This is a genomic window from Sagittula sp. P11, from assembly GCF_002814095.1.
GTDB lineage: Bacteria > Pseudomonadota > Alphaproteobacteria > Rhodobacterales > Rhodobacteraceae > Sagittula.
In genome coordinates this window covers 66,233-78,679 of record NZ_CP021913.1, presented here as the reverse complement: position 1 = coordinate 78,679, position 12,447 = coordinate 66,233, and the positions used below count along the sequence as shown (strand labels likewise).

The following is a 12,447-nucleotide window of genomic DNA, read 5'->3' as shown; positions in this document are numbered from 1 at the left end:
TGATGGCACGCGAGCGGCTTTATCTTTACGACACCACGCTGCGCGACGGCCAGCAGACGCAGGGGGTGCAGTTCTCCACCGCCGAGAAGCTGAAGATCGCCGCCGCGCTGGATGCGCTTGGCGTCGATCATATCGAGGGCGGCTGGCCGGGGGCGAACCCGACGGATTCGGCCTTCTTCGAGGAGGTGGGCCGGACGCGGGCGACGCTGACGGCCTTCGGCATGACCAAGCGGGCCGGGCGTTCGGCCGAGAACGACGATGTGCTGGCGGCGGTGATGAACGCGGGCACGGCGGCGGTCTGCCTCGTGGGCAAGACGCATGATTTCCACGTCACCACGGCGCTGGGGATCACGCTGGAGGAGAACCTTGAGAACATCGGCGCCTCGGTCGCGCATCTGGTGGCCTCGGGGCGGGAGGCGCTGTTCGACGCGGAGCATTTCTTTGACGGCTACAAGGCGAACCCGGCGTATGCGCTGTCCTGCCTGAAGGCGGCGCTGGACGCGGGCGCGCGCTGGATCGTGCTGTGCGACACCAACGGCGGCACGCTGCCCGCCGAGATCGGCCGGATCGTCGGAGAGGTGATCGCGGCGGGCGTGCCGGGGGCGCAGGTGGGCATCCACACGCACAACGACACCGAGACGGCGGTGGCCGGGTCGCTTGCGGCGGTGGAGGCGGGCGCGCGGCAGATCCAGGGTACGCTGAACGGGCTGGGCGAGCGATGCGGCAACGCCAACCTCACGGCGCTGATCCCGACGCTTCTGCTGAAGGAGCCCTATGCCAGCCGTTACGAGACCGGGGTGAGCCGGGAGGCCCTGGAGGGTCTGACGCGGGTGAGCCGGATGCTCGACGACGTGCTGAACCGGGTGCCTCTGAAGCAGGTGGCCTATGTCGGCGCCTCGGCCTTTGCGCACAAGGCGGGGCTGCATGCGAGCGCGATCCTGAAGGACCCCACCACCTACGAGCACATCGACCCGGGCCTTGTGGGCAACCGGCGCGTGGTGCCGATGTCGAACCAGGCGGGGCAGTCGAACCTGCGGCGCAGGCTGGCGGAGGCCGGGCTGGAGGTCGCGCCGGGCGATCCGGCGCTGGCGCGCATCCTCGAACTGGTGAAGACGCGGGAGGCGGAGGGCTATTCCTACGACACCGCGCAGGCGTCCTTCGAGTTGCTGGCGCGGGAAGAGCTGGGGCTCCTGCCGGAGTTCTTCGAGGTGAAGCGCTACCGCGTGACGGTTGAGCGGCGAAAAAACAAGTACAACCGCATGGTGTCCCTGTCGGAGGCGGTGGTGGTGGTGAAGGTCGACGGCGAGAAGAAGCTGTCGGTCTCTGAATCCATGGACGAGGAAGGCAACGACCGCGGCCCGGTGAACGCCCTGTCGAAGGCGCTGGCGAAGGACCTCGGGTCCTACCAGGAGTTCATCGACGACATGCGGCTGGTGGACTTCAAGGTGCGGATCACGCAGGGCGGCACGGAGGCGGTGACGCGGGTCATCATCGACAGCGAGGATTCCTCGGGCCGGCGGTGGGCGACGGTGGGCGTGTCGGCGAACATCGTCGATGCCTCCTTCGAGGCGCTGCTGGACGCGGTGCGCTGGAAGCTGGTGCGGGCGGGTGCGGCCTGATGGATTGGGAGGCGTTCTTTACCGTGCATCGCGGCCTGCCGCGCGAAGGACCGGGGACGGCGGAGGACGTGGCCTGGGCCTGCGGTCTGGCGGGGCTGCCGGAGGGCGCGGTGATCTGCGACGCGGGCTGCGGCCCGGGCGGCGACATCGCCGCCTTGCTGGACGCCGTGCCGGGGGCGCGGGTCGTGTCGGTGGACAAATCGGCGGGTTTCGTCGCGGAGGCAGCGGCGCGGTTCGCGGGCGAGGCGCGGGTGTCGGTCGTGGAGGGCGATCTTGGCGCGTTGCCGGGGGCGTACGACATGATCTGGTGCGCGGGTGCGCTCTATTTCCTCGGGCTTCGGGACGGGCTGGCGGCCATGGCACGGGCGTTGAAGCCCGGCGGCGTGCTGGCGTTCTCGGAGCCCTGTTTCTTCACGGACGCGCCGGGCGCAGAGGCGCGGGCCTTCTGGGAGGGGTACCCGGCGCAGTCGGCGGAGGGGATCGCCGCGGCGGTCACGGCAGCCGGCTTCGACGTTGTGGGCACGCGGAAGGTGCCGGACGCGGGCTGGGAGGCCTATTACCGGCCCATGGAAGCGCGGATCGCGGCATTGCGCCCGGACGCCGATGCGCGTCTGGCGGCGATGCTGGACCTCTGCGCGGCGGAGGCCGTGGCCTGGCGGCAGGTCAGGGACGAGACCGGATACCTCCTGTGCGTGGCGCGGCTGTCATGATCGCGCCCGGGTCGGATCTGCATGCCTGCGCGGAAATCGTCGAACGCGGCGATCCGGAGCGTTTCGCGGGGGCCATGGCGGCGCCGGTCGAGGCGCGGCGGGCGCTGTTCCCCTTGTATGCCTTCAACGTCGAGGTGGCGCGCGCCCCTTGGGTAACGGCAGAGCCGATGATCGCCGAGATGCGCCTGCAGTGGTGGCGCGACGCGCTGGACGAGATCGGCAGCGGCGGCGCGGTACGGCGGCACGAGGTGGTCACGCCGCTGGCGGAGGTGCTGGACGCCGAGGGCGCCGCGGTGCTGGACGCGCTGGTGGAAGCGCGTCGGGCGGATATCGAGAAGGCGCCGTTCGGCGAGGCGGACGGGTTGTGGACCTACCTTGAGGCGACGGGCGGCGGGCTGATGGCCGTAGCGGCGAGGTGCCTTGGCGACCGCGACGGGCGTGCGGCGCGGGCGCTGGGGACGGCATCGGGGCTGGCGGCCTACCTGCGGGCGGTGCCGGAGCTGGAGGCGCGCGGCAAGCTGCCGCTGGCCGACGGGCGCTCCGAGGCGGTGGGGGCGCTGGCGGCGCGCGGTCTGGAGCTGGTGGGCGAGGCGCGGGCGGCGCAGTCCGCGATGCCGCGTGCGGCGCGGGCGGCGCTGATGCCCGGTGTGCTGGCCGAAGCGGTGCTGAAGCGGGTCGTGGCCGATCCGACGCGGGTGAAGGCAGGGGCGGTGATGCCCTCCGAGGCCACGGTTCGGTTGGCGCGCCTGAAGGCGGGGCTGTTCGGCAGGGTCTGAGCGGCCGGGCGGGCGGCATCGGTTTGGCCGGACCCGCACGGGTGACACTCTCCTAGAGAGGAAGCTGGGGCGTTCAGAGGTCGCGTTGCGCCTTCTTCAGCCATGTCTGCGACCGCAGCGGCAGCCAAGGATTGGCGCTGTCAGGGGCGAGGCCCTTGTGGTGCAGGAACTCGGCCAGGGCCACGGCGCGGGCGGGCTGGGTCATGTAGCCGGCCCAGCCGCTTTCCTCGGCGGCCGTCATCTGGATCGCGCCGAAGCCCGCGATGATGCAGTGCAGGTCGGTGGCCAGTTCGTGCATCTCGTAGCCGCCGGGCAGGGCGTCGGCGTAGGGCGCGAGGCGGGCATGCATGACCTCGTGCACCATCGTGTTGATGAAGCTCACCGGGCGGCGGAGCCCGCGCGGGCTGTACTGGATCACCGGCTGCGCGTCGTCATACAGGTAGGTGCCGGCGACCTCGGACATCTTGCCGTATTCATGCGCCAGTTCGTCGGGCAGCTCTGCCAGAGGGGCCAGCAGGAAGATGTTCGGCTGGCCGGTGAGGGTGCAGATGTCGGCCAGCACGGCCTCGGCCATGAACTGGTCGGTGCCCCTCGTGGCGCGGAAGTGGTGGCGCGACGGGGTGATCAGCCGGGCCTTGTCCCACCAGTCGGGACGGTTGGTCATCACCCAGTCGTAATGCTCCTGGATCCAGGCCCAGAGGTCGTTGTCGATGATCTGCTTGGGGCGGGAACGGAAGGGCCACATCTCAGGCCTCGACCACGTCCTTGGGGCGCAGCCAGAGCCAGATCAGCGCGCCGCCGGCCAGCACGAGGAAGGGCGCCATGGCGAGGTTCACGGACATCCAGCCCTGCACCGGCGAGCCGCCCGAGCAGTTCATCAGCCCGCCCGACGACAGCGAGGCGAAGGTGACGGCGCCGAAGACGATCAGGTCGTTCAAGCCCTGCATGCGACCGCGTTCGTGCGCCTCATGGGCACCGGAAAGCATGGTGGTTGCGCCGATAAAGCCAAAGTTCCAGCCGATGCCGAGCAGGACCAGCGCCACGAAGAACTGTTCGAGGTTCACGCCCGAGAGGCCAACGGCGCCCGCGCCCGCGAGGATGACGAGGCCCGTCGCCATGATCCGCTCGACGCCGAAGCGCGCGATCAGGTGGCCGGTGAAGAAGCTGGGCGCGAACATCGCGAGCACGTGCGCGGTGACGACATTGGCGGCATCGCCGGTCTCGTACCCGCAGCCGACGACCGCCAGCGGTGTCGATGTCATCACAAGGTTCATCAGCGCGTAGGAGACCGCGGCGCAGATCACCGCCACGCCGATGCGGGGGGTGGTCAGAAGCTCCCACCGGGTGCGGCCCTTCGGTGCATCCTCGGCCGGGACCGGGGGTTTGGGGATGTCGAGGAACAAGAACAGGCAGGCGCCGATCAGGTTGATCGCGATCACCCCGGCGTAGGTGCCAAGGAAGGGGATCACGTAGCTGTCGGCGGTGAACTTCACCAGTTGCGGCCCGATGACGGCGGAGGCGAGGCCGCCTGCCATGACGTAGGAGATCGCCTTGGGGCGGAAGTCGTCGGAGGCGGTGTCGGCGGCGGCGAAGCGGTAGAAGCCCTGCGCAGACATGTAGATGCCGGTCACGAGGCTGCCCAGCAGGAAGATCGTGAAGGAGGCGGTCAGGAGCCCGTAAGCGCCGATCGCACCGCCCACCGCACCAGCGCCCGCGCCGAGGAAGAAGCCCGCGCGGCGCCCGTATTTCTGCATGATCGCCGAGACCGGCGTGGCGGCCAGCATGGACCCCAGAACGATCAGCGAGATCGGCAGCGTGGCGTAGCAGGGGTTGGGCGCGAGGCTTTGACCGGCCAGGCCGCCGATGGTGAAGATCATCGGCATCTGTGACCCGAGAAGCGCCTGCGCGAGCACGAGGACGGTGACGTTGCGCCGGGCGCGGGTGTCGGAGGGCTGGGTCGTGGTCTGGGTGGTCATGGGCGAAGTCGTAGGCCCAGCCGCGAGGTATCGCAAGGGGTGAATGTGTCCTCGTGAACGACCTCTTCGGGGCGCCGCGCGGCCCGGTCCGGAATGCGCAGGAAGCGGGTCGCCGCACAGCGGACGGCGCGGGCATTGCGCCCGGGCGCTGCGGACGGCAGGGTGCCGTCGAAGGGAGAGTGCCATGAGCGAGAGTGTCGGGCGGATCATCGTGGGCGACGCCTGCGTGGCGGAAGGGGCGGACTGGCTGGCTCTGCGCGAGCCGCGCTTTGCCGCCGCGCTGGAGGCCACCGGGCCGCTGCCCTTGCGGCGCCGGCCTGACGGGTTCGCGCAGCTTCTGAGCGCCATCGTCAGCCAGCAGGTCAGCGTCGCCTCGGCGCGCGCGATCTGGGCGCGGCTGGAGGGGGCGGGCATGACCTCCGCCGCGGCGGTGGCCGGGGCCACGGACGATGAGCTGAAGGCGCTGGGGCTGTCGCGGCAGAAGGTGGCATATGCGCAGGCGCTGGCCTCTGCCGGCATCGACTTCGACGGCCTGCGCGGGATGCCCACCGACGAGGTGGTGAAGACCCTCGTGTCGGTGAAGGGGATCGGTGTCTGGACGGCAGAGATCTACGCGATGTTCAGCCTTGGCCGCGCGGATGTCTTTGCGCCCGGAGACCTTGCCCTGCAGGAGGGCGCGCGACTGCTGTTCGACCTTGGCGAACGGCCGAAGGAACGCGCGCTGCGCCAGATGGCCGAGGCCTGGTCACCCTGGAGATCGGTTGCGGCGCGCGCGCTCTGGGCCTACTACCATGTGTGCAAACAGCGAGAGGGCATTGCGTGAGCGGTATCTGGACGGGTCTCGGGGCGGTTGCCGCGATCATCTGGGCCGGGGCCTGCGCGGCGGCCTTCGACGTGCCCACGGTCTGCACCGGGCGGATGGACTTCGCCAACGCGGACGGCTCGACCGAGACGTATGACCTGCGGCTGACGCTTGGCGCCGAGGGATACCGCATCACGTCGACCAATCTCGCCGACGGTGCGGTGACCGACGACACGGGGCGATGCACGGATTACCTCGACCCGGGCTGCCGCCACGAGATACGCGATGCGGCGGGCGAGGTGACGGATTTCTACGACTTCGTGCTGGTCGCGCTCGACGGCGGTGAATATGCCTATGCCGAACGATGGGCCGACGGGTTCGAGGGCGGTGCCAGGATGACCTGCGCGCCGGAATGACAGAGGGATCAGGGAGTATAGCGATGACACGGGTTCTGAAGGCAGGGCGCCGCGCGCCGGTATCCGGGGAGACACGGTCCTGCGTGGTCTTCCTGCACGGTTACGGGGCGAACGGGGCGGACCTGCTGGGGCTGGCCGATCCGATGGGCGAACACCTGCCCGACACGCTGTTCGTCGCCCCCGACGCACCGGAGGCCTGCGCGGGCGCGCCCTTCGGCTTCCAGTGGTTCCCGATCCCGTGGATCGACGGCTCCTCCGAAGAGGAAGCGGCCGCCGGGATGATGCGGGCGGTCGACGACCTGAACGCCTTTCTCGACGCGCTGATGGTGGACGAGGACCTCATGCCGGAGCAGGTCTGCCTCTTCGGCTTCAGCCAGGGCACGATGATGAGCCTGCACGTGGGTCCGCGCCGCGAGGATGCGGTGGCGGGGATCGTCGGCTTCTCGGGCCGGCTGCTACAGCCGGAGCTTCTGGCGGACGAGGTCCAGTCCAAGCCGCCGATCCTGCTGGTGCATGGCGACATGGACGACGTGGTGCCGGTGGATTCGCTTCCCGCCGCGGCGGAGGCGCTTCAGGGCGCGGGCTTCCAGGAGGTCTATGCCCACATCATGAAGGGCACCGCCCACGGCATCGCGCCCGACGGGCTGTCGGTCGCGCTGGCCTTCATCCGCGACAAGTGCGGGTTCTGAGGCCGGCTGCGGGCCGGTCTGCGGACAGGGCGGCCCGTTTCCCGTTCTGACCTGTCGGGGAGCGCCGGGCGCATTGCCGCCCTTGGGGGCGCACGCCCGCGTCCGGTCAACGATCGTCGCAGATGCGGCGGACGCTGACCTGCCCGCCACGCCGCCGCCGGCTGGACCCGGTTGCCCCGTGCCCTACCTGCCTGTCACACAGGCATTACATTCGGGGGCTACTCCTCTGCTGGACCACAGCATCTTGTAAGGCTTGCCAGAAGGTTGCCGCGAGATATAGTGGCATGTAGCTGGGGCGGGTCGTCCCGCTCCGGTGCTTGAAAGCGAGCAGACGGAGCGGAGGACGAGTCCCGCAATGGACGGAGATTTCAGAACCACATTCGTACGGGAGCCGGGCGCCCTGAGGCACCATCCGGCGCTTGTGCTGAACGCGGATTACAGGCCGTTGTCTTACTACCCGCTGAGCCTATGGACGTGGCAGGAAGCGGTGAAGGCCAAGTTTCTCGACCGGGTCGACATCGTGGCGGAATACGACGAGGTCGTCCGAAGCCCGAGTATGAGCATCAGGATACCCAGCGTGGTCGTCCTGAAGGATTTCGTGAAACCCCAGAAGCGCGTGGCCTTCACGCGCTTCAATCTTTTTCTGAGGGACGAATTCCGCTGCCAGTACTGCGGGACCAAGGCGGAGCTGACCTTCGATCACGTGATCCCGCGGGCGCGCGGCGGCATCACGAGCTGGGAAAACGTCGTGGCGGCCTGCGCGCCCTGCAACCTGCGCAAGGGATCGCGGAGCCTGCGCCAGTCGGGCCTGAGCCTGCGCAAGGTGCCGCGGCAGCCCACGGCGGGCGAGCTTCTGAACATGGGGCGGCGCTTTCCGCCGAACCACCTGCACGACAGCTGGATCGACTTCCTCTACTGGGACGCGGAACTGGAGGCCTGAGCGGGCGCGTCCCGGGGGGCCGTGCAGTTGTCAGGGCGAATAGTATGCGCTTGCCCGTTGTGCGAGTTGTCCGCCTGAGGTCTGCGGACGCCGGTGCACTGGTCCTGGCATTGGTGCCCTGATCGCAGCAGCGCCCCTCTGAAGGGACGGATCAGCCGGGCAGGGTGACGACGATGGCCTTGCCGCCGGTTGCGACCACGGTGTGTTCGTACTGGACGACCGGCGCCTGCGGGTCGGCGCGCAGGGTCCAGCCGTCACCGCCGTCGGCGGCCCAGAGCGCGCCGGTGGACAGGAACGGCTCTACCGTCAGGACAAGGCCGTTGTGGATGCGCCGCTTGTCCTTGTTGGGCCATGTGGCGATCTCTCCGGGATATTCGTGCAGCGACCGACCGACGCCGTGGCTGGCGAGGTTGCGCACCAGCGTGTAGCCCCGGTCGGAGGCGAAGCGCCCGATGGCCTGCCCGATCCCGTCCAGCCTGCGGCCCGCGCGGACCTGCGCGATGCCGATCTGCATCGCCCGCCTGCCGTCCCGGCAGAGCCGGTCGAGCGAGGGTTTCACCGGCGGCACGCGGTGGGTCGCGCCGGTGTCGGCGAAGTAGCCGTTCTTCGAGGCGGAAACGTCGATGTTCACGAGGTCGCCTGCGGCGATCACCCGGTCGCCCGGGATGCCGTGGGCGATGTCCTCGTTCACGCTGATGCAGGTGGCGCCGGGGAAGTCGTAGACCTGTTCGGGGGCCGAGACCGCGCCGTGCCGGTCGAGATACGCGCGCCCGATGGCGTCGAGTTCGCGGGTGGTCATGCCCGGCTCCATCGCCTGTGCCATCGCGCGCAGGGTGTTGGCGACGATGCGGCCGATCTCTTTCAGCCCGTCGAGGTCTTCCTGTCTGTCGATGGTCATGGCCGCGCTCCGTTGGGTGTCTGTCGCGACAGATAGCGCAAGCGTCGCAGTTTGTCCCGGGGTCATGGCGCTTGTGCGCGCCGCGTCGCGGCGGCAGGTTTGGCGGGACCTGTCCAAGCGAGGTGGCGCGCCGGTGTCCCGACTGATCCTGATGAACCCCAATTCGAACGCCGCGACCACGCAGGCCATGGTCGCCATCGCCCGGCAGATTCTGCCCGGGGTCGAAGGCTGGACCGCACCGAGGGGGCCGGGGATGATCGTCACCGAAGAGGCGCTGGCCGCCGCAGCGGAGGAGGTGGCCTCGGCCGACCTCGGCGATGCGGCGGGGGTGATCGTCTCTGCCTTCGGCGATCCGGGGATGGCGGCGCTGGCCGCGCGGCTCGACTGTCCGGTGGTGGGCATCGGCGCTTCTGCTGCGGCAGAGGCGGGCGCGGGCGGGCGCAGCTTTGCCGTGGTGACGACGACGCCGGGCCTCGAACGGTCGGTGGACAGGCTGATGCGTGCCCATGCCGGGGAGGGCCGCTACCTGGGGTGTTTCCTGACGGAGGGCGATCCGCTGCGCCTGATGGAGGACGCCGACACGCTCGACCGCGCGCTCATGGAGGGGATCGGGCGGGCCGCGGGGCAGGGCGCGGCGGTGGCGATCATCGGCGGCGGACCGCTGGGAGAGGCGGCAGAGCGGCTGGCGGATCGGTCGCCGATTCCCCTGATCGCGCCGATCCGGGCGGCGGCGCGGGCGCTGCGTGCGCGTCTGGACGGGCCCTGCCGCTAATTTGGCATCAAAAGGGTGTACCTTGTGCACCTTTTTGCAGCAGCCGAGCCCTCTCAGCCTGTTTTCTGAGCGGCGGCCCCGGAGGTCCGTCCGCCATCCCCGGCTGACACGTTTCGTGGCTGGCAAGCAGATTGTGCACTTGGCCAGAATTTGTGCCGTGGATGCCGCAACGACGGCGTCGGGAGACCGGCCGGGCCGCTGTGCCCGGACCAGAACACGGAGAGGTATCTATGAAGACTTTCGGAAAGGGCGTTGCGGCCCTTGCCACGGCCGTCACGCTGTTGTGCGGCGGCATGGTCCAGGCGCAGGGCACCCTGCGCGTGGGCATGACGGCGGCAGACATCCCGCTCACCACCGGCCAGACCGACCAGGGCGGCGAAGGCATGCGGTTCATGGGCTACACGGTCTACGACTCGCTGATCGAATGGGACCTGACGAGCGCCGACAAGCCCTCCGTCCTGATCCCCGGCCTTGCGACCGAATGGTCGGTGGGCGACGACCAGCTGACCTGGACGTTCAAGCTGCGCGAAGGCGTGACCTTCCACGACGGTTCGCCCTTCACCGCGGAAGTGGCGGTCTGGAACTTCGAGAAGCTCCTGAACGACCAGTCGGAACAGTATGACCCGCGCCAGTCCGCGCAGGGCAAGTCGCGCATTCCGGCGGTCGCCTCCTACGAGGCGGTGGACGACCTGACGCTGACCATCACCACCAAGGAACCCGACGCGACGCTGCCCTATCAGCTTGCGTGGATCCTGATGTCGTCGAAGGCGAACTGGGAGGCGATGGACAAGGACTGGGAAAAGGTCGCCATGTCGCCGTCGGGCACCGGCCCGTGGAAGCTGGAGACCTTCGTGCCGCGTGAACGCGCCGAAATGGTCCCCAACACCGAGTACTGGGACGAGGACCGCATCCCCAAGCTGGACAAGATGGTGCTGCTGCCGCTGCCCGAACCGAACGCCCGCGCCGCGGCGCTGATGTCGGGGCAGGTGGACTGGATCGAGGCGCCCGCGCCCGACACCATTCCGGCGATGGAAGGCAACGGCTTCGTCATCTCGTCGAACGCCTATCCGCACAACTGGACGTGGCACCTGTCGCGGCTGGAGGGTTCGCCCTGGAACGACATCAACGTCCGCAAGGCAGCCAACCTCGCCATCGACCGCGAAGGCATGATGCCGCTGCTGGGTGGCCTGATGGTCCCGGCGAAGGGCTTCCTGCCGCCGTCCTCGCAGTGGTTCGGCAACCCCGAGTTCGACGTGACCTACGACCTCGAGGCCGCAAAGGCGCTGATGCAGGAATCCGGCTACGGCCCCGACAATCGCCTGGCGGTCAAGGCGCTGATCTCGCCGTCGGGTTCGGGCCAGATGCTGCCGCTGCCGATGAACGAATACGTCCAGCAGAGCCTTGCGGAGATCTGGATCGACGTGGAATTCATGGTCGTCGAGTGGAACCAGATGATCAACCTGTGGCGCGCGGGCGCGGCGGATGCGTCGGTCGACGGGTCGCAGTCGATCAACTTCACCTACTTCATCCAGGACCCGTTCACCGGTCTGATCCGTCACCTCGACTGCAACCTGATCGCGCCGAACGGCACCAACTGGGGCCATTACTGCGACGAGGAGATGCAGGCGCTGTTCGAAGGCATCAAGACCACCTTCGATCCCGAAGAGCAGAACGCGGTGCTGCAGAAGACCCACGAGAAGTTCGTGAACGACGCGCTGTTCCTGTTTGTCACGCATGACGTGGCACCCCGCGCGATGAAGCCCTCCGTGAAAGGCTTCGTGCAGGCGCAGAACTGGTATCAGAACTTCTCCTCCATCACGATTGAAGAGTAAAAGGCCCGCCCCGCCGCCCTTTGCTGGGTGGCGGGGCCTCTCGGAAGGGGCTCACACGTGCTCAGCTATCTACTTCGCCGCATCCTGCTGGTTCTTCCGGTCGCCTTCGGCGTCTCGGTCATCTGCTTTCTGCTGGTGCAGATCGCGCCGGGCGATCCGCTGACCGCCATCATGCCGGTCGACGCCACCGCCGAGGAACAGGCCGCGATGCGTGCCGCCTACGGTTTGGACAAGCCCCTGCCGGTGCAATACGCCATCTGGATCGGCAACCTCGTGCAGGGCGACATGGGAAAGTCCATCGCCACCGGCCGCCCCGTTGCCGGAGAAGTGTTCGGCGCTGTCCAGAACTCGCTTCTGCTGGCCGCTTCCGCCGCCGTCATCGCCTTTCCCATCGGCATCTTCCTCGGCTTCCTCGCGGGGTATTTCCGTGACACCTGGATCGACAGGGGCGTGACCGCGCTGTCGATCACCGGGGTTTCGGTGCCGAACTACTGGTTGGGCATCGTCCTGGTCATCATCTTCTCGGTCAACCTCGGCTGGCTGCCATCCATGGGCGCGGGCCCGGGCGGAAGCCAGGCGTGGGAATGGGACTGGGCGCACATGCGCCACCTGATCCTGCCCGCCGTGACGCTGGCGGTGGTGCCCATCGGTATCGTCGCGCGCACGGTGCGGGCGCTGGCGGGCGACATCCTGACCATGGACTTCGTGCAGGCATTGTATGCGAAGGGCATGAGCCGGGCCGACGTGCTGCGCCACGTCGCCCGCAACGCCGCCGCCACCGCGCTGTCGGTCATGGGCCTGCAGCTTGGTTACCTGCTGGGCGGTTCGATCCTGATCGAGACGGTCTTCAACTGGCCCGGCTCAGGCTTCCTGCTGTCGAACGCGATCTTCCAGCGCGACCTGCCGCTTCTGCAGGGCACGATCCTTGTGCTGGCGCTGTTCTTCGTGGCGATGAACCTGATCGTCGACGTGGCACAGGCCGCCATCGACCCGCGCATCCAGAGGACCTGACCCTTG

At 68.7% G+C, this 12,447-nt stretch carries 13 protein-coding genes; 10 read left to right on the top strand and 3 right to left on the bottom strand.

The genetic code is table 11. The features are described 5' to 3' along the window. Positions 1 to 2: 2 nt before the first annotated feature. From cimA to CDO87_RS00395, 3 genes are read left to right on the top strand one after another with little or no spacing between them, the layout of a single operon-like run. Positions 3 to 1,619, top strand: a complete 1,617-nt coding sequence (cimA, locus tag CDO87_RS00405) for a citramalate synthase (RefSeq protein ID WP_100926917.1) — start codon at positions 3 to 5, stop codon at positions 1,617 to 1,619. Beyond that, on the top strand, positions 1,619 to 2,329 hold the full coding sequence (locus tag CDO87_RS00400; protein ID WP_100926916.1) for a trans-aconitate 2-methyltransferase: 711 nt from the start codon (positions 1,619 to 1,621) through the stop codon (positions 2,327 to 2,329). Before cimA ends, CDO87_RS00400 begins: the two co-directional genes overlap by 1 nt. After that, positions 2,326 to 3,105, top strand: a complete 780-nt coding sequence (locus tag CDO87_RS00395; protein ID WP_100926915.1) for a squalene/phytoene synthase family protein — start codon at positions 2,326 to 2,328, stop codon at positions 3,103 to 3,105. The genes CDO87_RS00400 and CDO87_RS00395 overlap by 4 nt, the downstream gene beginning before the upstream one ends. Before the next feature lie 73 nt (positions 3,106 to 3,178). Here CDO87_RS00395 and CDO87_RS00390 read toward each other — a convergent pair whose 3' ends face one another. Continuing rightward, the gene (locus CDO87_RS00390; RefSeq protein WP_100926914.1) at positions 3,179 to 3,850 is read right to left on the bottom strand and encodes a hypothetical protein; all 672 of its coding nucleotides are present in this window, start codon (positions 3,848 to 3,850) and stop codon (positions 3,179 to 3,181) included. Between the two features lies 1 nt (position 3,851). Beyond that, the gene (locus CDO87_RS00385) at positions 3,852 to 5,081 is read right to left on the bottom strand and encodes an MFS transporter (protein WP_100926913.1); all 1,230 of its coding nucleotides are present in this window, start codon (positions 5,079 to 5,081) and stop codon (positions 3,852 to 3,854) included. A 184-nt stretch (positions 5,082 to 5,265) separates the two neighbouring features. On the opposite strand from CDO87_RS00385, the gene CDO87_RS00380 reads away from it, so the two are divergent. The 4 genes from CDO87_RS00380 (at position 5,266) to CDO87_RS00365 (ending at position 7,928) form a co-directional block, all read left to right on the top strand. Then, on the top strand, positions 5,266 to 5,904 hold the full coding sequence (locus CDO87_RS00380) for a DNA-3-methyladenine glycosylase (protein ID WP_100926912.1): 639 nt from the start codon (positions 5,266 to 5,268) through the stop codon (positions 5,902 to 5,904). Next, positions 5,901 to 6,299: a hypothetical protein gene (locus CDO87_RS00375; protein WP_100926911.1), complete on the top strand. Its 399-nt coding sequence runs from the start codon at positions 5,901 to 5,903 to the stop codon at positions 6,297 to 6,299. The genes CDO87_RS00380 and CDO87_RS00375 overlap by 4 nt, the downstream gene beginning before the upstream one ends. 23 nt (positions 6,300 to 6,322) lie before the next feature. Next, positions 6,323 to 6,988: an alpha/beta hydrolase gene (locus CDO87_RS00370; RefSeq protein WP_100926910.1), complete on the top strand. Its 666-nt coding sequence runs from the start codon at positions 6,323 to 6,325 to the stop codon at positions 6,986 to 6,988. Positions 6,989 to 7,343: 355 nt separating this feature from the next. After that, positions 7,344 to 7,928, top strand: coding sequence for an HNH endonuclease (locus tag CDO87_RS00365; RefSeq protein ID WP_100926909.1), 585 nt, complete (start codon positions 7,344 to 7,346; stop codon positions 7,926 to 7,928). A 151-nt stretch (positions 7,929 to 8,079) separates the two neighbouring features. Here CDO87_RS00365 and map read toward each other — a convergent pair whose 3' ends face one another. Then, positions 8,080 to 8,826 carry a type I methionyl aminopeptidase gene (map, locus tag CDO87_RS00360; protein ID WP_100926908.1) on the bottom strand — a complete coding sequence of 249 codons (747 nt, stop codon included), beginning with the start codon at positions 8,824 to 8,826 and terminating at the stop codon, positions 8,080 to 8,082. 133 nt (positions 8,827 to 8,959) lie between these two features. On the opposite strand from map, the gene CDO87_RS00355 reads away from it, so the two are divergent. The 3 genes from CDO87_RS00355 (at position 8,960) to CDO87_RS00345 (ending at position 12,441) form a co-directional block, all read left to right on the top strand. Then, a complete protein-coding gene (locus CDO87_RS00355) occupies positions 8,960 to 9,598 on the top strand; it encodes an aspartate/glutamate racemase family protein (RefSeq protein ID WP_254698255.1) in 639 nt (212 codons plus the stop codon). 230 nt (positions 9,599 to 9,828) lie between these two features. Further along, positions 9,829 to 11,430: an ABC transporter substrate-binding protein gene (locus CDO87_RS00350; protein WP_100926907.1), complete on the top strand. Its 1,602-nt coding sequence runs from the start codon at positions 9,829 to 9,831 to the stop codon at positions 11,428 to 11,430. Between the two features lie 57 nt (positions 11,431 to 11,487). Further along, the gene (locus CDO87_RS00345; RefSeq protein WP_100926906.1) at positions 11,488 to 12,441 is read left to right on the top strand and encodes an ABC transporter permease; all 954 of its coding nucleotides are present in this window, start codon (positions 11,488 to 11,490) and stop codon (positions 12,439 to 12,441) included. The last annotated feature ends 6 nt before the right edge of the window (positions 12,442 to 12,447 follow it).